Annotated in this window: 26 protein-coding genes; 12 read left to right on the top strand and 14 right to left on the bottom strand. The window is 56.2% G+C overall.

Going from position 1 to position 22402, the window contains the following annotated elements; translation table 11 throughout:
• The gene (locus E5Q11_RS07705) at window positions 1-1587 is read left to right on the top strand and encodes an ABC-F family ATPase (RefSeq protein WP_135802822.1); all 1587 of its coding nucleotides are present in this window, start codon (window positions 1-3) and stop codon (window positions 1585-1587) included.
• Window positions 1588-1642: 55 nt separating this feature from the next.
• Here E5Q11_RS07705 and E5Q11_RS07700 read toward each other — a convergent pair whose 3' ends face one another.
• The 6 genes from E5Q11_RS07700 to E5Q11_RS07675 form a co-directional block, all read right to left on the bottom strand.
• Window positions 1643-2050: a hypothetical protein gene (locus E5Q11_RS07700; protein ID WP_210426297.1), complete on the bottom strand. Its 408-nt coding sequence runs from the start codon at window positions 2048-2050 to the stop codon at window positions 1643-1645.
• A complete protein-coding gene (locus E5Q11_RS07695; protein WP_135802821.1) occupies window positions 2047-2319 on the bottom strand; it encodes an Rdx family protein in 273 nt (90 codons plus the stop codon). Before E5Q11_RS07695 ends, E5Q11_RS07700 begins: the two co-directional genes overlap by 4 nt.
• Before the next feature lie 578 nt (window positions 2320-2897).
• Window positions 2898-3623 carry a PEP-CTERM sorting domain-containing protein gene (locus E5Q11_RS07690; RefSeq protein ID WP_225314872.1) on the bottom strand — a complete coding sequence of 242 codons (726 nt, stop codon included), beginning with the start codon at window positions 3621-3623 and terminating at the stop codon, window positions 2898-2900.
• A 454-nt stretch (window positions 3624-4077) separates the two neighbouring features.
• A complete protein-coding gene (locus E5Q11_RS07685) occupies window positions 4078-4566 on the bottom strand; it encodes a nucleoside deaminase (protein ID WP_210426296.1) in 489 nt (162 codons plus the stop codon).
• Window positions 4567-4749: 183 nt separating this feature from the next.
• Entirely contained in the window at window positions 4750-5325 is a 576-nt protein-coding gene (locus E5Q11_RS07680) for a hypothetical protein (protein WP_135802820.1), read from the bottom strand.
• 15 nt (window positions 5326-5340) lie between these two features.
• Window positions 5341-5862, bottom strand: a complete 522-nt coding sequence (locus E5Q11_RS07675; protein ID WP_135802819.1) for a hypothetical protein — start codon at window positions 5860-5862, stop codon at window positions 5341-5343.
• Window positions 5863-6162: 300 nt separating this feature from the next.
• Between E5Q11_RS07675 and E5Q11_RS07670 the strand changes: the two genes are divergently transcribed.
• Window positions 6163-6621 carry a YchJ family protein gene (locus tag E5Q11_RS07670; RefSeq protein ID WP_225314871.1) on the top strand — a complete coding sequence of 153 codons (459 nt, stop codon included), beginning with the start codon at window positions 6163-6165 and terminating at the stop codon, window positions 6619-6621.
• On the opposite strand, the gene E5Q11_RS07665 is transcribed toward E5Q11_RS07670, so the two are convergent.
• Window positions 6618-7523, bottom strand: a complete 906-nt coding sequence (locus E5Q11_RS07665) for a haloalkane dehalogenase (protein WP_135802818.1) — start codon at window positions 7521-7523, stop codon at window positions 6618-6620. The two genes, E5Q11_RS07670 and E5Q11_RS07665, sit on opposite strands and share 4 nt — an antisense overlap.
• Window positions 7524-7634: 111 nt before the next feature.
• Here E5Q11_RS07665 and E5Q11_RS07660 point away from each other — a divergent pair, with 111 nt between their 5' ends.
• Entirely contained in the window at window positions 7635-8186 is a 552-nt protein-coding gene (locus E5Q11_RS07660; protein WP_135802817.1) for a DUF1415 domain-containing protein, read from the top strand.
• Here the strand turns inward: E5Q11_RS07660 and E5Q11_RS07655 are convergent.
• Window positions 8167-10251 carry a HAMP domain-containing methyl-accepting chemotaxis protein gene (locus E5Q11_RS07655; protein WP_135802816.1) on the bottom strand — a complete coding sequence of 695 codons (2085 nt, stop codon included), beginning with the start codon at window positions 10249-10251 and terminating at the stop codon, window positions 8167-8169. The genes E5Q11_RS07660 and E5Q11_RS07655 overlap by 20 nt on opposite strands.
• 156 nt (window positions 10252-10407) lie before the next feature.
• Window positions 10408-11826, bottom strand: a complete 1419-nt coding sequence (locus E5Q11_RS07650) for an aminotransferase-like domain-containing protein (RefSeq protein ID WP_135802815.1) — start codon at window positions 11824-11826, stop codon at window positions 10408-10410.
• Window positions 11827-11997: 171 nt separating this feature from the next.
• On the opposite strand from E5Q11_RS07650, the gene E5Q11_RS07645 reads away from it, so the two are divergent.
• On the top strand, window positions 11998-12252 hold the full coding sequence (locus E5Q11_RS07645) for a DUF1127 domain-containing protein (RefSeq protein WP_210426295.1): 255 nt from the start codon (window positions 11998-12000) through the stop codon (window positions 12250-12252).
• A gap of 2 nt (window positions 12253-12254) precedes the next feature.
• Complete coding sequence (locus tag E5Q11_RS07640) at window positions 12255-12866, top strand: LysE family translocator (protein ID WP_135802814.1); 612 nt, start codon at window positions 12255-12257, stop codon at window positions 12864-12866.
• 60 nt (window positions 12867-12926) lie between these two features.
• On the opposite strand, the gene E5Q11_RS07635 is transcribed toward E5Q11_RS07640, so the two are convergent.
• Both E5Q11_RS07635 and E5Q11_RS07630 read right to left on the bottom strand, forming a co-directional pair.
• Window positions 12927-13352, bottom strand: a complete 426-nt coding sequence (locus tag E5Q11_RS07635; RefSeq protein WP_135802813.1) for an organic hydroperoxide resistance protein — start codon at window positions 13350-13352, stop codon at window positions 12927-12929.
• Between the two features lie 114 nt (window positions 13353-13466).
• Entirely contained in the window at window positions 13467-13916 is a 450-nt protein-coding gene (locus E5Q11_RS07630) for a MarR family winged helix-turn-helix transcriptional regulator (protein WP_135802812.1), read from the bottom strand.
• A gap of 133 nt (window positions 13917-14049) precedes the next feature.
• Between E5Q11_RS07630 and E5Q11_RS07625 the strand changes: the two genes are divergently transcribed.
• The 3 genes from E5Q11_RS07625 to E5Q11_RS07615 all read left to right on the top strand — a co-directional run bounded on the left by E5Q11_RS07625 (window position 14050) and on the right by E5Q11_RS07615 (window position 16078).
• A complete protein-coding gene (locus tag E5Q11_RS07625) occupies window positions 14050-14940 on the top strand; it encodes an NAD-dependent protein deacetylase (protein ID WP_404802746.1) in 891 nt (296 codons plus the stop codon).
• A gap of 68 nt (window positions 14941-15008) precedes the next feature.
• Entirely contained in the window at window positions 15009-15758 is a 750-nt protein-coding gene (locus tag E5Q11_RS07620; RefSeq protein ID WP_135802811.1) for an AzlC family ABC transporter permease, read from the top strand.
• A complete protein-coding gene (locus tag E5Q11_RS07615) occupies window positions 15755-16078 on the top strand; it encodes an AzlD family protein (RefSeq protein WP_135802810.1) in 324 nt (107 codons plus the stop codon). Before E5Q11_RS07620 ends, E5Q11_RS07615 begins: the two co-directional genes overlap by 4 nt.
• A 232-nt stretch (window positions 16079-16310) precedes the next feature.
• On the opposite strand, the gene E5Q11_RS07610 is transcribed toward E5Q11_RS07615, so the two are convergent.
• The 3 genes from E5Q11_RS07610 to E5Q11_RS07600 are packed head-to-tail and all read right to left on the bottom strand — an operon-like array spanning window position 16311 to window position 19018.
• Window positions 16311-17081, bottom strand: coding sequence for a DUF3750 domain-containing protein (locus E5Q11_RS07610; RefSeq protein ID WP_135802809.1), 771 nt, complete (start codon window positions 17079-17081; stop codon window positions 16311-16313).
• A gap of 54 nt (window positions 17082-17135) precedes the next feature.
• The gene (locus E5Q11_RS07605) at window positions 17136-17807 is read right to left on the bottom strand and encodes a hypothetical protein (protein WP_135802808.1); all 672 of its coding nucleotides are present in this window, start codon (window positions 17805-17807) and stop codon (window positions 17136-17138) included.
• Between the two features lie 41 nt (window positions 17808-17848).
• Window positions 17849-19018, bottom strand: coding sequence for a GNAT family N-acetyltransferase (locus E5Q11_RS07600; protein ID WP_135803371.1), 1170 nt, complete (start codon window positions 19016-19018; stop codon window positions 17849-17851).
• A 183-nt stretch (window positions 19019-19201) separates the two neighbouring features.
• Here E5Q11_RS07600 and E5Q11_RS07595 point away from each other — a divergent pair, with 183 nt between their 5' ends.
• The 4 genes from E5Q11_RS07595 to E5Q11_RS07580 are packed head-to-tail and all read left to right on the top strand — an operon-like array spanning window position 19202 to window position 22390.
• Window positions 19202-19888: a response regulator transcription factor gene (locus tag E5Q11_RS07595; RefSeq protein ID WP_135802807.1), complete on the top strand. Its 687-nt coding sequence runs from the start codon at window positions 19202-19204 to the stop codon at window positions 19886-19888.
• Window positions 19885-21210, top strand: coding sequence for a sensor histidine kinase (locus tag E5Q11_RS07590; protein WP_135802806.1), 1326 nt, complete (start codon window positions 19885-19887; stop codon window positions 21208-21210). Before E5Q11_RS07595 ends, E5Q11_RS07590 begins: the two co-directional genes overlap by 4 nt.
• Window positions 21211-21230: 20 nt before the next feature.
• Window positions 21231-21857 (top strand): YigZ family protein, encoded by a 627-nt coding sequence (locus E5Q11_RS07585; RefSeq protein WP_135803370.1) that lies wholly within the window; start codon window positions 21231-21233, stop codon window positions 21855-21857.
• Window positions 21854-22390 (top strand): DUF4136 domain-containing protein, encoded by a 537-nt coding sequence (locus E5Q11_RS07580; protein WP_135802805.1) that lies wholly within the window; start codon window positions 21854-21856, stop codon window positions 22388-22390. Before E5Q11_RS07585 ends, E5Q11_RS07580 begins: the two co-directional genes overlap by 4 nt.
• Window positions 22391-22402: the final 12 nt, after the last annotated feature.

Genomic DNA, 22402 nt, shown 5'->3' with positions numbered 1-22402 from the left:
TTGATTTCCACCGCAAACATCACCATGCAGTTTGGCGCCCGCCCGTTATTCGAAAACGTGTCGGTCAAATTTGGTAACGGCAACCGCTACGGCCTGATTGGTGCCAATGGTTGCGGCAAATCCACCTTTATGAAAATCCTGGGTGGAGATCTGGAGCCGTCCGCCGGTCAGGTGATGCTGGACCACAACCAGCGCTTGGGTAAGCTGCGCCAGAACCAGTACGGTTATGAAGACTGTACCGTTCTGGATACGGTGATTATGGGACACGAAGAGCTCTGGCAGGTGAAGGCGGAGCGCGACCGCATCTACTCGCTGGCGGAGATGAGCGAGGAAGACGGCATGGCGGTGGCGGACCTTGAAGTCCAGTTTGCCGAGCTGGATGGCTATACCGCTGAAGCCCGGGCCGGCGAACTGCTGTTGGGGCTGGATATTCCCGAAAGCCAGCACAATGGCCTGATGAGTGCTATTGCCCCAGGGTGGAAGCTGCGTGTGCTGCTGGCCCAGGCACTGTTTTCCGACCCGGATATCCTGTTGCTGGACGAGCCCACCAACCACCTGGACATCAACACTATCCGCTGGCTGGAAAACATTCTGGTGGCCCGCAACAGCACCATGATCATCATTTCCCACGACCGCCACTTCCTGAATAGCGTGTGCACCCACATGGCGGACCTGGACTACGGTGAGCTGCGCCTGTTCCCGGGCAACTACGACGAGTACATGACCGCCGCCACCCAGGCCCGCGAGCGCATGCTGTCGGATAACGCCAAGAAGAAGAAAGAGATTGCCGAACTGCAGCAGTTTGTCAGCCGCTTCTCGGCCAACGCGTCCAAAGCCAAGCAGGCGACTTCCCGTGCCCGTCAGATCGACAAGATCCAGCTTGAGGAAGTAAAGCCCTCCAGCCGCGTGAGCCCCTTTATCCGCTTCGAGCAGACCAAGAAACTGCATCGCCAGGCGGTAACGTTGCACGGCTTTAGCAAAGGATTCGAGAACGATCCGCTGTTCAATAATCTGGATCTGAAAGTGGAAGCCGGGGAACGGGTGGCTATCATCGGTCCCAACGGCATCGGTAAAACCACGCTGATGCAGTGCCTGGCCGGAAAAATGGTGCCGGACAGCGGCGAGGTGAAGTGGACCGATAGCGCTCAGGTGGGCTACTACGCCCAGGACCATTCCGACGATTTTGCCAACGACATGACCCTGGCCGACTGGATGGCCCAGTGGACGCCGGACGGTGAGCAGATGGTGCGCGGAACGCTGGGGCGGATGCTGTTTTCCGGTGATGAGATTGGCAAGTCGGTGAAGGTGATTTCCGGTGGCGAGGAAGGCCGAATGCTGTTCGGCAAACTGATTCTGCAGAAGCCGAATGTGCTGCTGATGGATGAGCCCACCAACCACCTGGATATGGAATCCATCGAGGCGTTGAACCTGGCGCTGGAAAACTACCCGGGCACACTGATTTTTGTCAGCCATGACCGGGAATTTGTGTCGTCCCTGGCCACGCGCATTCTGGATCTTTCCGGTGAAGGCGTGACGGATTTCAGTGGTAGTTATGATGACTATCTGCGGAGCCAGGGGTATTACTGAGGACTGCTGACTTGGTTGCAAAGCGAGCGTTCAGGTTTGGGAATGGCGCCGGCCCTTAACTGCGCCGAAAAATGCGATCCATGACAAAGCCAATTACCCCGCCCACTCCAATCGGTAAAAGCGCGTAGACCGGGATAATCACCAGTGCGATCGGAGCATTTGGGTTCGTACTCAAATCCAGTGTGCCATGCGACCAGGCTAAATAGCCGAAACCTAGTAAGCATGGCGCGATCAGCGAAGCAGGCCGTTCATACGTAAAGCTGATAGCAAGGATGGCACCCCAGGCAATGGCATTTAAGCCACTGATTAACAACCAGCCGCTCAGACCGGCGTCGGTGTACTGCCCAAGCCATTCAGAGCCCCGAGGCAAGCGTGCCAGGTAGGGTAGGATGATTCCTATCACCACCAGCATGAGGCGAGCTTTAAGGAGAGCCGGGGCGGACTTATTAATCCCTGACTTCATCGATCCACGTGTCCGAGCGAGCGTTCAGGGTCGATTTCGTCCCGCACCAATTGCTTTAGCACCTTGATCTCCGGAAATCCCCCTTGCTCCTTGCGGGACCAGATCCGCTTTTCATTAACCCACACCTCGAAAATTCCACCGCTTCCCGGATGCAATGCCAGCGAATCCAGCTCGCCTTCGAAGGTGGTCAGCAGTTCCTGTGCCATCCAGGCCGAACGAAGCAGCCACCGGCACCCTGTGCAGTAATAAATATCAACTCTGTTTGTCATTGTGCTCGCCCATTAATTCCCGAGTGTATTTGTTCGCAGTATGTTGGCGCCAGTTGCCTTACCCGGCTGCAGGTCATGCCAGAAAACCAACGGGGTGCCGCTCATACCCAGTGTCCCGCCTCACAAGCTGACCAGATTAACGCTTTTGCTTAAGAGTTTGGGGAGCCGGGCTTGGTCGCAAAGCGGACATTAAGATCCCAGTCACGAAGGTCAATTTTGAGGTTCGGATATGTCGTGCCTTTGGGGCATAGCTTAATCATAGGCCAGGAGTATACTAGAACCCGGGTAAGTCCAAACATTTGGTTGACTTCGCTTGCATGGTCGACAGGAGCTGGATATTAAAAGCAATCGTAAGCTCAAAAGCCGAAATTCGTATCGTTTAATCAAACAGAGAATCATCGGCAATTTTTAAGGGGAGTAAAGTTTATATTGGTAAGTAAACCTAAAAGACCTTCCTAAGTCTGCGCGAAAAGTGGTGTCAGACGAGTTTAAGACTGAACGGCGGAACGAAATATGATCGTTGGACCGACGCCGAAATGCTTCGTCTGACACCTTCTGTTCAATGCAACCCGACGGAGTTAGGAATGGATTGAATAGACCCTCGACCGCGATTTTCTGCGCGCGTATGTTAAGCCAGCCAGGCCCAAGCCAAGCAAGGCAAGAGTGCTGGGCTCAGGGACTTTTGTTGTGGGCGTTGTTCGGACCAGCGCAACTCCGCCACCAAAGTAAGTACCTCCAGGTGAATAATTATCAGATGTTAGGTCGAAGTATTCGGCTCGTTCTCTGTATACCCCATTTTCAGGGTTATCGAAGATGCTTTCTGATAAAACTGATGTTCTATTGATTCGACCATCGCCATCTAAATCATTTCCAAAATATGCGTAGGTAGCGTTGAAACCTGTTGAGTATTCGAATGGCCGGCCAGTCTGAACACTCTTTGAGTCCCTCGCGTAAGTCCAACCAAACAACTCTCCAAACTTGAACGCATTATCAATGCCGTCGCCGTAGGTCGTAATACCATAAGAGAATTGGCTGGTATTCTCATCGGCGTCCCAAACGATGGATGGAAAAAAAGCGTCATACAATGCTGACATTTGTTCGTTGGAAGCGACACTCCAGCCACCACCTTGAATGCTGCTGAAATCGTCATCGACTGCCATGCCGATGGTTTCAGTCCACTGAAGCCACTCTGTCCCGCTGTCTTGATCTGTAACTATTCTGGTGGTCTCATCCAGACTGTAAGCGTCTGATATGGCGGGGGTTGCCATGGTTAGTGCGATAGCCAACTGCCTCAAGTATTTCACATCCAATCTCCTATTAGTTCTAGGCAATTCTCATTCCGAGCTAATAACGAAACGTAACCAGAGAAAACTAAAGCATAGAAAATGCCAGCATTTAATTTGCATTATTTTCAGTTTTTTATGGGTTTGCATTTAAATTAGTGTAAAATATCTCGACACATAAATTGTGCAACCTCATTATGTGCCTGCCTGATCGGATAGGGAATTGAGATGCCGTTGGCAGCCTATCTATAGATATGCCTCAAATAGCGTTGTGCAATCACGTCACTGTTTTACCGGAACTATCGCGTAGCTTGGATTCTAACCACGTTACCGAGGACATCAGAAAGAAGAAAAATGCTTTTACCAGCGGTGACCTATAACAGCACCTTAGGTGAGGGTGTAAGGATGTTCGCTTTTGTTTAGTTGAGTTCGGAGTGGATCTTGGTTGCAGAACGAACATTCAGATTTGATGATGCTAGCGGCTAGAAACGTTTAGCCAAGCCTGAAAAGGGGCACCCGAGTTCTCTAACTCGATATGAACCAATCCCAATTGCTCGGCCCGTGCAGGATGAATCTGGCCATAGAGCTGCTCTGCAATGTTGCCGTCGGCAAAGCCGGCCTCATTCGCAGTTTCTTGAGAGGCAGCAAATACAATGCGCGGGATTCGAGCCCAGTGGGCGGCCGCCAGGCACATGGGACAGGGCTCGCAGCTTGAATACAGGGTTGCTTCCGGCATCTGGGCATCGCCCAGCTTCTGGCCGGCCTTGCGTATTGCCGCTACTTCAGCGTGGGCAGTGGCGTCGAAATCCTGCTTTACCCTGTTACCCGCTTGCGCAATGACTTTGTTGTTATGAACCACCAGAGCGCCAAACGGGGCTCCGCCATCGTCAACCGATGCCAGGGCTTGTTGAATGGCCTGCTGGAGAAATGTGATGTCAGTGTCGCCTGCCAAAGGATTGCTCACGGTAGGCCTCCATTCGTTCCGGAAAATTGGTTGGGTGAAATGTACCGGTTCTGAAAGTCAATACGACGGAAATACCGTTATGTCCCGCTTTTTTAGCTGAGGTCCGCGAGTAGCATTGGTCGCAAAGCGAACATTCAGATGGTGCACCTTGTTACCTGAGTTTTCGGTTTTATTCACAGTAATTCAGCCTCTACTCGCCAAACTGTTTCTAACAGGAACGCCACATACCTGAGCTACCTTTTGAGCGAGATATTCGGCATCCTCGGCATATTCTGTGCTGTGAAAACTGCCAATTCTCCAAGAGTTTTTTCCGGGATAGGTATGCCTTGAATCCTTTTCATATCTGACTCTTACCAGAACGCCGGGGCCGGTTTCCTCGATCCCACGTTGATTCGTTCTTGGCGTGGTCATTATCTGGACGTCTTCGAATTTGTGAATCGGAATTTTTTTAGACGGCTTAAACTTACTACCCGGCCACCTCGCTTCAAAAACGACCATTTGAGTAGAGTGGTCCCAACGTTGTCGACGTTCTTTCAATACCAGAGTCATTCCAGCTGCAACAAGCGCCAACCAGAACAGAATTACAAACAATAAAATTGGCCACGGTGCAGTAAACAAAGCAAGGAATGGCATGAATGATGCGCCCAAGACAATCCACCCTAGTACCTTATAATTATCCTGATAGGCGACTATTTGATGGTTGGAAATGTCCATTTCCAGTCTGACGTAATTGCTCGCCGGATTCGTCACTTCATCCATTACACTACCCCATGATTATGCGTTGAGCGGTGAGTATTTCAACTTGCCTTCGGTCTTACGCTCAAGGTCCTTGCCAAGGTCGATCAGCGCTTGCTCTTTCATGCTTCCAAGGGAGCTGATACCCATCATGAAGCGAAGGCCGTCGTCAGTGCGAACCTCCATGTGATAATTTTTGGACGTATCACCGCTGGAAACAGTAATTCTCCCGATCCGGTAAACGCCTTTGGTTGAAAACCGTTTTCCTTTTTTCCCGAGAAAGTGCTTTCCTCGAAGAACGAATTCAGCACCGTCGTTCTCAATCGTTATCAGCTTGTCCCTGAGCACGTGGTAAGGAATAGCCAGAGCCATCAAACCAATCCATCCGCCAAAAAAATAAACGTAAGGCTCCCAACGGGGTCTGTCCCAAATAAAAAATAAAATAACAGCCGATACCGCTGTAATTCCCCAGAACCAGTACAGACGGGGATATATAGCTCTTCTAAGTTGCCAAGTTCCGTTGACAGCCTTGTCCACTTTGTAAGTATCAGTCAAATACATAGGCGCATCCCGAACCCAGGCGCGAGCATTGTGCGTGTGTAACCAAGCTGACCGTAGTACGAATTGGCTTCTGACGCTGCGATGATTATCAATTTCTTGGCAATTTACGCTGAAAATATGCGGCAACCTTGGCAGAGCGAAGCGGCGAAAAGGCAAAACGTTGCAGGGCCGTCAAGCTCAGAATGGAGTGTTCGCTTTTTTTTAAAAGCGTGAAAATGAAGCATTGTTTGCAGTCGACTGATCAGGCCAAGTAATGTTTAAACTGCGATTAGTCGTCCAGAAATGTACTGTGAGCCCGGAATGCAACAAACCCAGAACACGAGCCACTGCCCCTGCGGCAGCGCGAAGCCTTATTTACAATGCTGCCAGCCGTTGCACCAGGGGCAGGCGGCGGATACGCCGGAAGCGCTGATGCGCTCCCGCTTTGCTGCGTTTGTACTGGACCTGCCGGACTATCTTCGTTCAACCTGGCATTCAAGTACACGGCCTGCTTCGCTCAGTCTTGAAGGCTCACCGGCCTGGTCGTCATTGCAGATCCTGCAGAGCTCGCAGGAAGGTGATTCGGGCCGCGTTCATTTTCGGGCAGTCTACCGTGCCGGGAGCGGATGGGGATTTCTGGAAGAGAACTCCGATTTCCGCAAGGAAGCAGGGCGCTGGTATTACCTTCAGGGCGACACCCGGGAAGGCCGGCTTAATCCCGGCCGCAATGACCGCTGCCCGTGCGGCAGCGGTAAAAAACACAAGGCCTGCTGTCTCTAGCCCAATCCGCCACCATCCATTCTCGCAAGCAAATCGTTCACGGCAGTCGCAAACTGCACGGGCGAATCTTCCTGCAGGAAATGGCCACCGGTGAGCGTGACATGGGGTTGGCCTTTGGCGCCGGGAACGCGTTCCTGCACGTACTTGTCGCCGCCGCGGGTAACCGGGTCGCCGTTGCTGAAGGTGGTCAGGAAGGGTTTTTCCCACTGCTCCAGAACCTTCCAGGCGGCGCGGTTGGCTTCGGTGGCCGGGTCGTTGGGTGAGGCGGGGACCAGCTTGGGGAAGGCCCGGGCGCCGGCTTTGTATTTTTTGTTGGGGAAGGGGGCGTCATAGGCGCGCTTTTCATCCGGCCCCAGTTTTTTGAAGCTCCCGGTGTCGATGATTTTTGCGATGGGGAACCAGGGGCTGTAAATCGCGAAGTTTTTCCAGATCTGGAAGGCTTTCGGCAAGGCCTGGTCGCCGGTGGGCAGCATGCCGTTGCCCAGCACGATGGCGCGGAAGCGGTCGGGGTTTTCCGCGGCCAGGCGCAAGCCCAGCAGTGAGCCCCAGTCCTGGCATACGAGGGTGATGTCGGTCAGGCCGGTCTGGTCCAGAAAGCTTTGCATCCAGTCCATGTGTTGCTGGTAGCTGTAATCGGTGATGTCGGTGGGCTTGTCGGATTTGCCAAAGCCGATCAGGTCCGGCGCGATTACCCGGTGGCCGGCGGCGGCACATATTGGGATCATGTGGCGGTACAGGTAGGACCAGGATGGCTCGCCGTGCATCATCAGTATGGGTTTGGCATCGGCCGGCCCTTCGTCCACGTAGTGCATGCGCAGGCCGTCTACCTCGATGTAGTGGGGTTCAAAGGGGTAGTCCAGCAGGCGGTTGAATCGTTCGTCGGGGGTGCGCAGTGCGTCCATGTTGTTTCTCCGATATCCGTTGGCTGTCGCGTTATTATTGTAAGCTTGCTTAACATATCATGACTTTCAGGGTTTTGGGGGCCATGGTTGAAACAGCGTCAGGGAGATAACTTGGATAAGTTGCAGATTGAGCAAGTCAGCCGGCAATGGCTGGAAGAGATTGTGATCGGCCTGAACCTGTGCCCCTTTGCACGCAGGGAGCTGGTGAACAATCGCGTGCGGTTTGCAGTGTCTGAAGCAGATTCAGAAGAAGCGTTATTGCGAGGCTTGCAGGAAGAGCTGCGGTTTCTGGAGGAACATCCGGATACCGAGACCACCTTGCTGATTCACCCCGGTGTGCTGACCGATTTTGATGAGTACAACGATTTTCTGGCGGCTGTGGACGGCCTGCTTCAGCTCCTGGAGCTTGAGGGCATATACCAGGTGGCCAGCTTTCACCCGGACTACCGCTTTGCCGGAACCGGGGCCGAGGATGCGGAGAACTACACCAACCGCTCACCCTATCCGATGCTGCATCTGCTTCGTGAGGCCAGCGTTGAACGGGCGGTGGACAGCCACCCAAACCCGGACGCCATTCCGGAGCGCAACATCGCTGTGATGGCGGAGCTTGGCGCCGACGACCTGCGCCAGCGGCTTGCGCGAATCATAGCTGGAAACGCTTGATCTCCTGGTCCAGGTTGTTGGCAATTTCATCCAGCTCCGCTACCCGCTGGGAAGTCAGTTCGAAGTCGGTAGCGACGGCGGCGCTGCTGTCGCTGGTGGTGTGAATGCGCTCTGTGATCTGTTCCGAGACGGACTCTTGCTCGCCGGTGGTCACTGACACTTCGTTGTTGATTTCGCTGATTCGCTCAACGTAGGTCAGGTACTCTTTGAACGCTTCATGAACATGGCCAACCCGACCGGATATGTCGTCGGCGTTCCTGACGCTGGTGGCAATGGATTCGACGGCATTGCGTGACCCGGCCATCACCGAGTCTATTTTCTGGCGGATCTCTTCCGTGCTTGACTGGGTTCGGCTCGCCAGGGTTCGCACTTCGTCAGCGACCACGGCAAATCCTCGGCCCTGTTCACCGGCCCGCGCTGCTTCTATGGCGGCATTCAGTGCAAGCAGATTGGTCTGTTCAGCGATATTGCGGATGACATCGAGTATCTGTTCGATGCCAACCACTTCCTTATCGAGCATCTGAATGACCTCTGTTGCGGATTGCATGGTTCTGCCTAATTCGCCGGTGGAGGTTACCGCCGCGTTGACGGCGGTTTCGATGTCATGGGCCTGGGTTTCGCTCTGTTTGACTTCGGCGGCGGCTTCGCGGGTATTCTGGGCGACCTCCCGAACACTGGCCGACATCTGGGTCACCGCTGTGGCAACGGATCGCAGATCCTGGCTCTGGTTGTTCAACCGGGTACGCACCGAATCGGTCGCCTTCGCAGAATCGGTGGAGATGGTGTTGATGTCTTTGTTGAGCTCGGCGATCCGGGCAATCATGTCCCGGATGTTGTGAACCAGCTGCTCAGTAGACTGGAAGATCTCGCCGATTTCGTCCTTTGCGTAGTGCCCCACCTCGCCGCTGAAATCACCGTTCCCCACCTGTTTCATATAGTCTCTCAACCGGCGGATGGGTCGGCGTACACTTCGTACCACCAGCCAGGATACAAGCAGGCAGAGCGCCAGAATCAGGGCTGTTGCCGTAATCATGATGGTACGGCCAAGCCCTACCTGTTCAAGTGCCTGATCGCTAATGCCCACAACTGCATCATCCACCTGCTGCGAGACCGCCTGTAGGCCACGACCGGCCTCCGCCAGTGCAGATTGAACCGCGTCTACACGTGCCGGCAGCACACTGCGAATCTCAACAAACAGGTTTTTCTGTTGGGCAATCAGGCCGTCGTTTGCCGTTGTCAGGCGCTCCAGTTGATCAAACAGGGGGTCCATGTCGTCGTAATAGTCGGCAAAGGCGGGATCGGCCCGTTTCTGGTCCAGAATCGGAAAAGTCAGTCGCGCAACGCCGTCCAGGCTGTCTCTCAGGTCTGCCTGAACCGTCTCAATGACCTCCAGGCTGTCAGCGAGTGAGGCGTTAATAGCCAGCAGGGAAGCATTGTTGAACAGTCCCTGTAGCCGGTAGGCCAGGGCGATGGCATCTACCTGCTCCATTGCATCCAGGTTGCGCTGGAAAACCGGTTCCGCCCGGGTTTTCAGTTCATTGATTTCAGCGCGAACTTCGGTGATACGGGCTTCGGCGTCAATTGAACGCTCGTGGCTGTTCATGTTCCTGATCAAAAGCTCAAACTGCTCGCGGGCCTGTTCCACTGACTCCGCCAGGCCAGCTTTTATGGCCGGCACCTGGTTCAGCAGAGGGAAGTCGTTTTCCAGCCGGGCAATGATTTCATTGAAGCTGTTGATGTCGGTTTCCACTCGCGACCGGATGTCTGCCGATTCCCCGGCTACCCGGGCGTTGTAATGCTCCGCAGCGCTGGTGCTGATGTCTTTCAGGGTCAATCGTGCACTTGCGATGGTCTGTTTGACCGGCAGGGCTTCAGAGACCAGGGCGTCCAGTCCCTGGCTGGATTGCTGCAGGCTGAACAGGCTGGCGACCAGAATTCCGATGACGCCCAGACCGACCATCCCGAAGCCAAGGCTCAGGCGGCTGACAAGGGTCAGGCGAAAACGGGTCAGCCAGGAAAAGCGGCCTGCCCGGGGGCGGGAAGAAGAGAGATTGGATTGAGACATCGGCAAAGGCACCCATTAATCGGCCACTCAACAGGCGTCATCTCTTTTGAGACAGACACTGAAGGTATAGTCTAAATGCCCTATAAATGCAATCGATTGCATATTCTGGTGTAGAGTTGTGCTGAGGCGGAGTGGAACATGATCAATCAGCAGTCATCAGAGGCTTTCCCGAATCCACTCCCCGAAGGTCTGAACCGCCGCCACGCGCTCGGGGCTCCAGCCCTGAGCGAAGTTGATCCGGAAGCAGCACTTGTACTGCCCGGAGGCGGAGAAGATCTCGCCGGGAGCAATGGTCAGGTTCTGGCTGCGGCCCCGATGGTAGAGTTCGGTGGTGTTGACCCGGTCCGGCAGTTCTACCCAGGCCACCAGCCCGCCTTTGGGACGTGACAGCCGGGTGTTTTCCGGGAAGTGCTGGCTGACCAGATCCACCAGCTGCTGGCTGCGCATCCGGTAGGTTTCCCGGGCCTGGCGCAGGTGCCGGTCGTAGGCGCCCTGGGCCATGATCTCTGCCGTCACCATCTGGGGCAGGGTAGAGCCGGATACTTGCTGGATGAATTTCTGATGGGTCACCTTCTCCAGGTAACGGCCCGGCATGATCCAGCCCACCCGCAATTGCGGGTCAATGGTTTTGGATACCGAGGAGCACAGCAGTACCCGGCCGTCACGGTCGAAGGCCTTTACCGATTTGGGACGACGGTCGCCAAAATACAGCTCGCCGTAAATGTCGTCCTCGATCATTGGTACATCGTATTTTTCCAGCAGCTCCATCAGCTCCTGTTTGCGTTCATCGGGAATGATGGACCCCAGCGGGTTTGAGAAAGTAGCCACGGACACCAGCGCCTTGATCGGCCATTTCTCCAGCGCCAGCTTCAGGGCTTCTACGCTGATGCCGGTGTCGTGGTGGGCCGGTATTTCAATCACTTTCAGGCCAAAGGCTTCTGCCATCTGGATCAGCCCGTAATAGCAGGGCGATTCCAGGGCAATGATGTCGCCGGGTTGGGTCAGCACCCGCAAACCCAGGGCCATGGCGTTCTGGCAGCCAGCGGTGCTGATGATTTCATCCGGTGATACATGCACCCCAGCGTCCACGGCGCGGCGGGCGATCTGCTGGCGGAATTCCGGCAGGCCCTCTGGGGCGTCATAACCCACCCCCAGATATTTGCGGGTTCGGGACAGACGGGTGAAGGCCCGCTGAACGTTGCCCAGAATCGGAAAGTCCAGCGCCGGAATCGCCGCGGACATGCTGACGCCTTTCTGGTTGGCAGAATCCCGCTGAACTTCCATGACCAGTTCCGAGGTCGTTGCGGCCCGTGGCCTTGGCTTCATCTTCACCTGGCGTGGCATGGCCAGCCGGTCGTCCTGGCGCCGGGCCACGAAATACCCGGATTTCGGCCGTGCCTCTACCCAGCCCCATTGTTCCAGCAGGCTGTAAGCGGTGGTCACCGTGGAAATGCTGACGGCTTCCCGCCGTGCCAGGTGGCGTACCGAGGGCATCTTGTCGCCGGTCCGGAACAGGCCTTCGCGAATCTGCTGGCTCAGTGAATCCGCCAGTTGCGCATACAGATTGGTTTCCATTGTTGCCCTCGCTTCGCAATCGACCAGTACAGATGAAAGAAAATGGACCATGACAGATGGGGGTTTGGCACATCTGTACCGATCAAAATACCAAATAAGTGAATCTGTAACCATTGCAAAATTCGGTTCAGGATGAACAGGCTCACAAACCGATAATGAAGGAGAAGGACCATGACCACTGCAAACATCCAATCGCTTAAAGGCCTGGGGATTATTCGCAAGGCGGACGCCGCAGCGAAAGCGCAGAACGCGGTCATGGTGGTGATTTCCGGAAAGTGGGTGATGCAGATGCTTCAATCTCGTCGAACCCGTCGGCACCTGGCCCAACTGAGCGACCACTTGCTGGCCGACATCGGGCTGACCGAGGAGCAGCGTCAGGCTGAGCTGCTCAAGCCATTCTGGAAAATCCAGGGATTGGGGAGATGACCATGGAAGTGCTTCTGAGCGTTTTACTTTTTGCGTTGGTTTCAACCGCCACGCCGGGCCCGAACAACATCATGGTGATGACCTCGGGCATGAACTTCGGGGTATGGCGAACGCTGCCTCATTACCTGGGAATCTGTATTGGCTTTCCGGCCATGGTGCTGGCCATCAGCATGGGGCTTGGCAAAGTGTTCGAGGCGGTTCCGGTGATGCATCAGGTGATCAAGGTGCTGGGTATCACCTATCTCATGTATCTGGCATGGCGGATTGCGACCACTGCCACGGAGATTAAAGAGGATGACACCAGCCGTCCTCTGTCCTTCTTGCAGGCTGCTGCTTTCCAGTGGGTGAATCCCAAGGCCTGGGTGATGGCGGTTGGCGCTCTGGCCACTTTTACCACGGTGAGTGGGGCAGTGATCCAGCAGGCAAGCTGGATTGCTGCGGCGTTTCTGGTGGTGGCGGTGCCCTGCGTTGGGGCCTGGATGCTTGGAGGTGCGGGGTTGCGACGGTTGCTGCAGAAACCAGTCTATCGCCGCTGGTTCAACTGGACCATGGGGCTGCTGCTGGCGCTGTCGGTGATTCCCATGGTGTCCGTGGAATTTGCCGAGCTGATGTAAAAAAGGCAGCGGGGAAGCCCGCTGCCTTTTTAAACGATCACACTTCAAGCGTGCTTCCGTTTACACGCGTGTCAGCGTGACATCGATGTTGCCACGGGTGGCGTTGGAATAGGGGCACACCTTGTGGGCTTCTTCGATCAGCTTATCCGCCTGGGCGTCGTCCATGCCCGGCAGGGAGATCTTCAGCTCTACTTCAATGCCAAAACCGTTGGGGATCTGGCCGATGCCCACTTCACCTTCGATGGAAGCGTCGTCAGGCATGGGCAGCTTGTCCCGACCGGCGACAAACTTCATGGCGCCGATAAAACAGGCGGAATAACCGGCCGCAAACAGCTGCTCGGGATTGGTGCCTTTGCCGCCAGCGCCGCCCATTTCTTTGGGGGTGGCTAGTTCAACGTCCAGCACTCCGTCAGAGGAAATAGCGCGGCCGTCACGGCCACCGGTGGCTTCTGCTGATGCGCGGTACAGAACTTCTTGAATCGCCATAATCTGTTCTCCCTGTGTCTGCTTCTGATTGTAAGATCAACCCCAACTTAACGCACAAAAGATTTGCGCGCAAGATAAATGTCCGGTTTGCGTAATGGATTGGGTTACATCCGGCTATACCGGGGTTTTCAGGTTTTCGCGAAGTTTCAGTAACTGGCGCTTGAGCTCCATCAGGTCGGACACGCTCTGGTTGCTGGCGTTTACGATACAACCGGGAATGGTCTTCGCCTGATCCTGAAGCGCTTTTCCTTTCGCAGTCAGATGAAGATCAACCACTCGCTCGTCCTCCTTTCGACGCTGGCGGGTCAGCAGCCCGTCGGCTTCCAGTCTTTTCAGCAATGGCGTGACCGACCCCGGGTCCGTTAACAACCGCCTGCTGATATGGCTGACGGTAATCCCGTCTTCCTCCCAGAGCACCAGCATGGCCAGATACTGGGGGTAGGTAAGGTCCAGCGCTTTGAGCAGTGGTTTGTAGGTTTTGGTCATCATCAGCGATGTGGAATAGAGGGCGAAGCAGAGCTGGTTATCCAACAGCAGTTCGGAACAGGTGGTGTCTTTAGTCATGGCGTTAAAAACCGTTGCGCTAAGAATCTGCGCACAAGTTTACGGCCATGGTGCCGGGTATTTCCAGCAGGGGACGTTGGCAGCGCCGGTTTTGCCCCTTAAAGTAGGCAATCCAGCCTGACGATGAGGGTTTATGACCGCATTCCGACATCCCACAAAAGGTGTTTCCATGCCCATCGGCGAGGAGCCCCTGGAAGCCCATGAGCCTGAACAGGCAGGGCAGCTGCTGGCTGATTTTATTCGTCGGCATCCCCGGTTACTGATTCTGACTGGCGCCGGTGTCAGTACCGATTCCGGCATTCCGGATTATCGCGACGGCGAGGGCAGCTGGAAGCGCAGGCAGCCGGTCCAGCACGGGGATTTCATGGCTAGCCAGCAGGTGCGTCAGCGATACTGGGGTCGAAGCCTGATTGGCTGGCCGATTATTCGAAACGCCACGCCCAACCCGGCCCATCAGCGGATTGCCGAACTGGAAAAGCGAGGCCACAGCAACCTCCTGGTGACTCAGAATGTGGACCGTTTGCACCAGAAAGCAGGAAGCCATCTGGCGATGGATCTTCACGGCCGGGCCGACGAGGTAATCTGCATGACCTGCGGCAACCGCTCCAGCCGGGACCTGGTTCACGAACGCTGTGCCGAACTGAACCCCGGCTTCGATAACTACTCGGCAACGGCAGCCCCGGACGGAGACGCCGACCTGGAAATCGATTTCTCCCGGTTCAACATTGCCGACTGCACCCACTGCGGCGGTATTCTCAAGCCGGACGTGGTGTTCTTCGGCGACTATGTGCCAAAACAGCGGGTGCATTCGGCGCTGGACGCACTCAAAGCCAGTGATGGCCTGCTGGTGATCGGCTCGTCCCTGATGGTCTATTCCGGTTTCCGTTTCTGCCGCTATGCACAGGAATGGTCGCGACCAATGGCAACGCTGAACCTCGGCCGAACCCGCGCGGATTCGCTGGTGGATCTGAAGCTGAATGCCACCATCAGCCAGACCCTGGACCACGCACTGGCCGAACTTTAGTCTATGAAGGGCCGGTTTTTCGGCATCTACCTATAGGGAAGTGATGCCAATTTCATTAGCTTGCTACAATGACGCCCACAACCTATTCCTACCAGTTCAGCGCCACGAAAGTTCGTTATGAATTTTTCCGGCTGTTACCCATCTCGTTATTCGTGGTGGCGTTCGGCGCTGCGTTCGGTTTAGCCGCTGTACAGAAGGGGTTGGAACCACTTCAGGCGATCCTGATGAGCGCCACCGTCTTCGCCGGTGCTTCCCAGTTCGCAGCAATCGATATGTGGGGTAGTGAAGTATCCCTGCTTCCGCTGATTGCCGTGGTTTTCGCCATCAATTCCCGCCACCTGCTGATGGGCGCCTCGCTCTACCCCATGCTCAGGGACATGTCCCCGGGCCGTCGCTACAGCCTGCTGCTGTTGCTCACTGACGCCAACTGGGCGGTGTCTGCCCAGGAACACCAGCGGGGCAAACGCAACCTGGAGGTCATCCTCGGCGGCGGCATCGCCATCTGGATGGCCTGGATCATTGGAACCTGGCTGGGCGTCTATTTTGGCGGCTTACTGCAGGACCCGAAATCCCTGGGGCTGGACATGGTGCTGGGCTGCTTCCTGCTGGCCATGGCCCTGGGTGGCAATAAATCCCCGAGAACCCTGGTGGCCTGGGCGGTAGCCGCAATAACGTCCCTGGCTGCCTGGAAGTGGTTGCCGCCGAATATGCATGTGGTGGTCGGGGCGCTGGCTGGCGGTGCTATTGGTTTTTTCTGGCTGGAAAAAAAGCCCGGGGATAGCGGTGTTAAAACCGCGGAAAACGAGGGGGATGCATGAGCATCGATACAACAACCGCAGGCATCCTTGCGCTGATCGCAATTATCACCGCTGTAACGGTGGTTACTCGCTTCGGCGGTGTTTTCCTGATGTCTTTCGTCACCATCAGTTCCAGAATCGAAAGCTTCATCAACACCATGGCCAGCTCGGTTCTTATTGCCATAATTACACCAATGGCTTTTAGCGGGGATGCGGGTTCTGTGGCGGCGCTGATTGTGACGGCCGTAATCATGCTGGCAACCAAAAAACCGTTGCCTTCGATTGCCGGGGGTATCGCTGCAGCAGGTCTCGTCCGCTATGCGGGACTAACCATATTCTGACGGCATACTCGTAGAGAGGACGGGGCAGGGTAGGCCGCCCAAAAATGTGCGGAGCCATGGATGGCGGAGCCCAAGCGCACATGGGTTCGGCCGAGCGTTTATGAAGCAAAGCTTCATGCGACAGCCGAACGACAGCAATCTGTGATTGCTGGCTGGACCCCGCAGGGGTGCTTGTAGCGTTTTTTTGGGCGGCCTACCCTGCCACGGCCGTGCTGGTAGCACCTGAAGCGGACTAAGGCGTTGCTTCAGACATTGGATTGGTGTTGCGTAACGCCAGTTCTCCCACTCCGGGGAGTTTGATGCCAAGTCCCAGCGGATTAACGCCCAGCGACAGGCCGAGAATGTTTAACTCCAGCCCTTCCCGTGTACCTGCAAGAATTCCAAAGTAGCCACCCAGCGATAGCTGATAACCGGTGCCACCCGGCACCTCGGCCACCAGGTCATCGCCAAGAAAGTCCTTGCCAATCGCATGATTGGGTAAAGCTACATCCATCTCCGGAATCTGACGAATCACCCAGGAAACAAATGTATTGCTGTTAGGCCCTGGCCAGGCCTCGTATTCAGTAGGGTAGGGGTAGCGTTCGATAACGCCGCCCAGTTGATCAAGGATCGCCTCGGCCCGGTCACCACGAATGTCGGCAATCAGTGTGGGTTCGGACCCATACCAGGCACGGTCCGGAGCGTCCGGTCGGGACTGGACGACATAATGGCGCCATCCCGTTACCTCATGCACGTAGTAGGTATCGGCACTGGCTTCCTTGGTGCTGATCCAGGTGTGCACCGCGAAATAACCGCGCCAGTTGTAGGCACGGGCGCCATATACCTGCACCACAGCGCGTTGTTCCTGTTCAGGGGTGGGCGCAATGCCGGTGCTGGAGCGGTCGGCCGTGCGCCAGCTTGATGAATCCTGGAAACTCGCGCAGGCGGCCAGGAAAAGTGGGCCTGTTAACAACACGGCCAGCGTCAGGGCGACGCCGATAAAACACTGCTTCACTTTGCGCATGGGTATCCGAAGTCAGAGGAAGTCGTTCAATTTACGATACGGAACCCATAGAGTTCATCCGCCCGCCGAAGTTCCCTGGCTGAGCATCCTGCGCCTGATCAGCGTCACCAGCTGGTTCAGCATTTCCTTGGCCTGGCCATCGTAAAGCATGTGGAATTTCTCCTTCTGCACGGCCATTTCGTGGCTCGAGCTGGAAGCCAGGGAATCTTTGCGCAGATCCATCAGATGGCATGCGGCCAGATGCGCTTTTATGTGGTTGTCGATCAACTGGGTGACGAGTTCGTCGATGTCGGCGTGGCAGAAAGGTCGAACGCGATTCAGTACCTTCCGGGCTTCCAGCGCCGCATTCCGGGCTTCCAGACGGAGTTCGCCGGTGTTGTCGTCGGATTCAACGGCCCGTAGAAACATGCCCAGTTTGTCATGCAGTGACCACACCAGTGGCCAGATAGCGTCGTAGGCTGATTTTTCCGTTGCGTAGCGTTCGCCGGCATTGGCATCCTGATGGTTTGCCGTAACGGGGCTGCTGAACTGGGAGGCCTGCCAGGCATTGATGTCTTTCCACAGGCTGTCTACCCGGTATTTTACGACGTTGTTCTGCTCGGCCATTTTGCGCCGGGCCAGACTGCCTGAGATGACAGCGTAAATAGCCACGGCCAGCGCAGTGACGGCGATCAGCAGGAGAAGGGGGTTGTCGTTCAGAAGGTTGAAAAGATAGTCCGTTTCCATGGATGCCCGCTCCGTTGTGTGTCAGTAGGCGCCTGACGCTGCTACTGATCCGGGCCGGCCTGCCTGAAAGGTAGTGCGTTCAGTGCGTCTTCGGCGTAGGCCATGACATGGCGCGCCTCTTCCTCGGTAAATCTGGCAATGGCGTCCTGGAAACCGGGGTGCACTATGCCGTGCCAGGAATGTGTGATAACCGGCTCGAACCCGCGGATCAGTTTATGCTCGCCCTGCGCGCCTGCATCGAAGCGCGCCAGGCCCCGATCAATGGCCAGCTCGATTCCCTGATAGTAACAGGTTTCAAAGTGCAGAAAGTTATATTCATCCAGACAGCCCCAGTAACGGCCATAGAGTGTATCTTCACCTGACATGAACAGGGCGCCGGCGATCATTTTGCCCTGGTGACTGGCCATGATCAGGGTCAGATGTTCCGGCAGGCGCTCCCGGACCTGCTCAAAAAAATCCTTGTTCAGATAAGGCCGCTGCCCACGCTTCAGGTAGGTGGCCTGGTAAAACACATAAAACGTCGACAGCACCCGGTCGGAGATGTCACGGCCATGGAAACGGCTGAAGCTGATTCCCTGTTCTGCCACCTGCCGGCGCTCTTTGCGGATAGCCTTGCGTTTGCGAGAGGTCAGGGCAGTCAGAAAATCCTCGAAGTCCTGGTAGCTTCTATTATTCCAGTGGAACTGGCAGCCAATCCGGTGCAGTTCTGTTTCCTGGTGCAACAGTGACTGATCAGCGGCGTCTGGAAACAGCAGGTGCCAGGAATGCACCCCCAGATCGGCAATCAGGTTATCCAGCAGGGTGGGAACATCGCCGGTTTCAAGACTGGCCCGGACGGCAGGGTCAATCAGCAGTCGGGGCCCCCGGGAAGGGGTAAACGGCACCGCGACCAGCAGTTTCGGATAGTAAGGCAGGCCATGGCGCTGATAGGCCTCGGCCCAGGCAAAATCAAAAACATATTCGCCCATGGAATGGGTTTTCAGATAGGCGGGCGCCACACCAACGACCGCGTCGCCGTGCTGAATGACCAGGTGTTGGGGCTGCCACCCGGTTTCCGCGCTGGTGCAGCCCGACTGTTCCAGGGCCGCGAAGAATTCGTATCTCAGGAACGGATTGGCCTTGCCCGCCAGTGCTTCCCACTGGGCTTGACCTATACCTTCGATGGAATCACGGGTCGTAATGGTCAGTGGCTGGTGTTCCGGAACGGGCATCTGGGGTCTGGCTCCTCTTGCTGTATCGATACCATACGCCAGAACCCGGCGAATGATCACTGCCTGTGAGTCTCGCAGTGCCAAAAAGACGGCCTCCGTGTAAAGGTTTTGCAAAAACAGGACCGGCCGGGCAGCGGATTTTCAGGGCATGATAAACTTCCGGCAGGTTTCAGGAGGAGTTTTATGCAGAACCGGGTTTTGCTGGTTGAAGATGATGAAGAGCTTCGCACCCTGCTGGCACGTTATCTGACCAATCAGGGCTTTACCGTGCGCGAGGCAGCCAACGGTAATGACGGCCTGTCTCTGGCCATGGGCCAGGATTGCGACATCGTGGTGCTGGATATCATGCTGCCTGATATCAGCGGCCTGGACGTACTGCGCCAGATACGGGCGAAAACCCATCTGCCGGTGGTGCTGCTTACCGCCCGGGGCGATGAAACCGATCGTATCGTCGGGTTCGAAGTGGGCGCCGACGATTACATTCCCAAACCCTGTAACCCGCGTGAGCTTATTGCCCGGTTGCAGGCCTTGCTGAGGCGAATCGCCTGGGATCAGGAAGTGGGTGTGGATGAAACCAGACTCTATGGCGACCTTCGAGTAGAGCCGGTACAGCGCCGAATCTACCAGAACGACACCGCCATGGACCTGACCGCCACCGAATACGAAGTGCTGCAGGTGTTACTGGCCCATGCTGGCAGTGTTGTTCGCAAAACCGATCTGATGCAGTGGGCCCTGGGCCGGCGGCTTGAGGCCTATGACCGGACCCTGGACATGCACATCAGTAACCTTCGCAAGAAACTGGGTAACGATGACCCGCCGCGAATCGAAACGGTGAGAGGGTTGGGCTACAGCTACCGGGTGCCGGCATGATGCCGAGGCTCAGAGTCACGCTGTTCTGGCGTGTGTTTATCTCGATCTGGATGGCCATGGCGATCACCCTGGTTGCGGGGAACATGGCAACCCACGCGCTGCAGGATCGCGAGCGGGCCGCCATCGAACGCCAGGCCGGTTTGCGGGATGTGGCGATGCAGGCGCTGGCGTTTCGCCGGGACGACGATGGTGGCAGTCTCTGGCGTTATCTGAAATCCGAAGGCCAGCGGCTGGACCTGCACCTGAGGCTGATCGAAGTCGACCAGAATGATGAAGAGTTGCCCCAGGTGATCCGCGAGCGGCTGGAGTCCAGTGGCTGGTATTCCCTGAGGCCCGCGGTCATCCCGGTGGCGGATGACTACCAGTTGGTGGCCTGGCCGCGCAAGGGTGCAGAAGGCTGGGTGGATGCGCGGCTGTATCGCTGGATGGAAGTGCTGCTGGCGTTTGTGATTATCACCCTGGCCTGCTGGTGGGTAGCGCGCCGGGTTGCGCGCCCGCTGAAGCATATGGAATCCACCGCCCGTGAGATTGCCGGCGGCCATATCGACCTTCGGGTCAGCCGGAAAATTGCGTCCCGCCGTGACGAAATCGGCGCCATGGCCACCGCGTTCAATGGCATGACCGAGCGGCTTTGCTATCTGCTGGAGCGCCAGAAGCACTTGATGCGGGATATCTCGCACGACCTGAGAACGCCCCTGGCGCGCCAGCGCGTGGCTATTGAACTGGCGAGTGACGCCAGTGCCGATGATGAAATGATGGCGTCTATCCTTCGCCAGAATGAACGTCTGGATGCCATGACGACCCAGATTCTGACCCTGTATAGCGTGTCTGAGCAGGGTGGCGATATACAGCGTGAACCAGTGCAGTTGCTGCACGTATTGAATCGTGTACTGGCGGATGCAGCGGACTATGCCGAGCACCGGGGTATCGATTGCAGGTTGACGGTAATGCCCGATTCAGAGCGTACTCTGGTTCTGGGCGACCCCAATCTGTTGCAGCGGGCCTTCGATAACGTGCTGCAGAATGCCCTGGACCATACGCCGCCGGGTAACCCGGTTTCACTTGGTCTTAAAACCGTTGGCCAGCGCCTGGTGGTGGACATTACCGATGAAGGGCCGGGTGTGCCGAGCAGCGCACTGGGCCATCTGTTCGAACCCTTCTACCGGGCCGACAAATCCCGGGGTGGCAAAGGCTGGGGGCTGGGGTTGGCTATTGCCCGGGATATCCTTGGCCTGCATGATGGGGAAATTGAAGCATTCAACGGTGATCGGACCGGGCTTGTAGTGCGCCTGAGCCTGCCGGTATTCACCCGGAACGTGTGATGTCTGAGCGGGATAGGACAATGGCGGTTGACTACCCGGTACCCGCCGGGCTTCTGGAGCGGGAAACCGAGATTAAAAAGAGTCGGTTCATTGCCCGGGTTGTCCCGGTTTCTAACCGTGAACAGGTCAAGGCCTGGCTGGCCGAAGCCCGCGCGGACCACCCGGACGCCCGACATATCTGCTGGGCCTATCAAATCGGACAGCCTGGTGCGGCTGCGGAAGCCGCCATGAACGATGACGGCGAACCTTCCGGTACCGCAGGTAAGCCTATCCTTGGGGTGATTCAGCACAAGGATATGGGCGATGTGCTGGTTATGGTCATCCGCTATTTCGGTGGCGTGAAACTGGGTGCTGGCGGCCTGGTCAGGGCTTATGCCGGCGCGGCTGAAAGCGTGCTTTCGGAGGTTGAGCGAGTTGTTCAGAAACCGCTGGAAGAGGTTCGGGTGAACATTGGCTTTGCAGACGAACAGCCCCTTCGGCACTGGTGTGAATCTAACGATGCTGTGATTGAAAACGTGGATTACGGAGCCACAGTAAAGGTAACGATGGAGTTGCCGCAGGAAAAACGTGACGGGTTAATCGAATTTTGCAATGCGCGAGGGCTGAATATTCTGACCGAAAGCCAACACACAGGAGTGACCGAATGATCAGGTTGTTATTGATATCGATGTTTGCGGTGGCCATAACCGGCTGCGCCAGCAATGTGGTTACGGATTACGATTCAGGGGCCGCATTCAGTGATTACAGCTCCTGGAATTTTGCGCCCACCAAAGACGGTGAAGACGCCTACGTTTCCCTGGACGGCGCCAGGATTCGCACCGCCATTGAGCGGGAGATGGAGCGCGAGAACCTTGAACAACGGGCAGCTGGTGAGGCTGACCTGTTGGTGACCTGGCGGATCGTTACCGAAGAGCGACTCGAACGTGTTGGCTCGGGCTTTGGTTTCGGTCTGGGATTCGGCAGTGGCAACTTTGGCTGGGGAATTTCGGCACCGCCGCCGATCGAGAAAGTAGAAGAGGGCAAGTTGGTGGTTGAGCTGGTCGATTCCCAGAACAAGCAGGTGGTCTGGCGTGCTGCCAGCCGACGCTACCTGAACGAAAGCCAGTCCTCTGAATCCCGGCAGGAGCTGATCGATGAGATCGTCACAGACATGTTCGAGAAATATCCACCCGGGGTTTGAACAGGTAACGTG

Origin of the sequence: Marinobacter confluentis, from assembly GCF_004785685.1 — a bacterium.
Taxonomy (GTDB): Bacteria; Pseudomonadota; Gammaproteobacteria; order Pseudomonadales; family Oleiphilaceae; genus Marinobacter; species Marinobacter confluentis.
This window is presented reverse-complemented; position numbering and strand designations above follow the sequence as displayed.

Coding starts and splice junctions, on each gene's coding strand:
- E5Q11_RS07700 (WP_210426297.1), bottom strand. CDS start 2,050: ATGAAGTCAGGGATTAATAAGTCCGCCCCGGCTCTCCTTAAAGCTCGC.
- E5Q11_RS07695 (WP_135802821.1), bottom strand. CDS start 2,319: ATGACAAACAGAGTTGATATTTATTACTGCACAGGGTGCCGGTGGCTG.
- E5Q11_RS07680 (WP_135802820.1), bottom strand. CDS start 5,325: ATGGATGAAGTGACGAATCCGGCGAGCAATTACGTCAGACTGGAAATG.
- E5Q11_RS07675 (WP_135802819.1), bottom strand. CDS start 5,862: ATGTATTTGACTGATACTTACAAAGTGGACAAGGCTGTCAACGGAACT.
- E5Q11_RS07670 (WP_225314871.1), top strand. CDS start 6,163: ATGCAACAAACCCAGAACACGAGCCACTGCCCCTGCGGCAGCGCGAAG.
- E5Q11_RS07665 (WP_135802818.1), bottom strand. CDS start 7,523: ATGGACGCACTGCGCACCCCCGACGAACGATTCAACCGCCTGCTGGAC.
- E5Q11_RS07655 (WP_135802816.1), bottom strand. CDS start 10,251: ATGTCTCAATCCAATCTCTCTTCTTCCCGCCCCCGGGCAGGCCGCTTT.
- E5Q11_RS07650 (WP_135802815.1), bottom strand. CDS start 11,826: ATGGAAACCAATCTGTATGCGCAACTGGCGGATTCACTGAGCCAGCAG.
- E5Q11_RS07645 (WP_210426295.1), top strand. CDS start 11,998: ATGACCACTGCAAACATCCAATCGCTTAAAGGCCTGGGGATTATTCGC.
- E5Q11_RS07640 (WP_135802814.1), top strand. CDS start 12,255: ATGGAAGTGCTTCTGAGCGTTTTACTTTTTGCGTTGGTTTCAACCGCC.
- E5Q11_RS07635 (WP_135802813.1), bottom strand. CDS start 13,352: ATGGCGATTCAAGAAGTTCTGTACCGCGCATCAGCAGAAGCCACCGGT.
- E5Q11_RS07630 (WP_135802812.1), bottom strand. CDS start 13,916: ATGACTAAAGACACCACCTGTTCCGAACTGCTGTTGGATAACCAGCTC.
- E5Q11_RS07625 (WP_404802746.1), top strand. CDS start 14,050: ATGACCGCATTCCGACATCCCACAAAAGGTGTTTCCATGCCCATCGGC.
- E5Q11_RS07620 (WP_135802811.1), top strand. CDS start 15,009: ATGACGCCCACAACCTATTCCTACCAGTTCAGCGCCACGAAAGTTCGT.
- E5Q11_RS07615 (WP_135802810.1), top strand. CDS start 15,755: ATGAGCATCGATACAACAACCGCAGGCATCCTTGCGCTGATCGCAATT.
- E5Q11_RS07610 (WP_135802809.1), bottom strand. CDS start 17,081: ATGCGCAAAGTGAAGCAGTGTTTTATCGGCGTCGCCCTGACGCTGGCC.
- E5Q11_RS07605 (WP_135802808.1), bottom strand. CDS start 17,807: ATGGAAACGGACTATCTTTTCAACCTTCTGAACGACAACCCCCTTCTC.
- E5Q11_RS07600 (WP_135803371.1), bottom strand. CDS start 19,018: ATGCCCGTTCCGGAACACCAGCCACTGACCATTACGACCCGTGATTCC.
- E5Q11_RS07595 (WP_135802807.1), top strand. CDS start 19,202: ATGCAGAACCGGGTTTTGCTGGTTGAAGATGATGAAGAGCTTCGCACC.
- E5Q11_RS07590 (WP_135802806.1), top strand. CDS start 19,885: ATGATGCCGAGGCTCAGAGTCACGCTGTTCTGGCGTGTGTTTATCTCG.
- E5Q11_RS07585 (WP_135803370.1), top strand. CDS start 21,231: ATGGCGGTTGACTACCCGGTACCCGCCGGGCTTCTGGAGCGGGAAACC.
- E5Q11_RS07580 (WP_135802805.1), top strand. CDS start 21,854: ATGATCAGGTTGTTATTGATATCGATGTTTGCGGTGGCCATAACCGGC.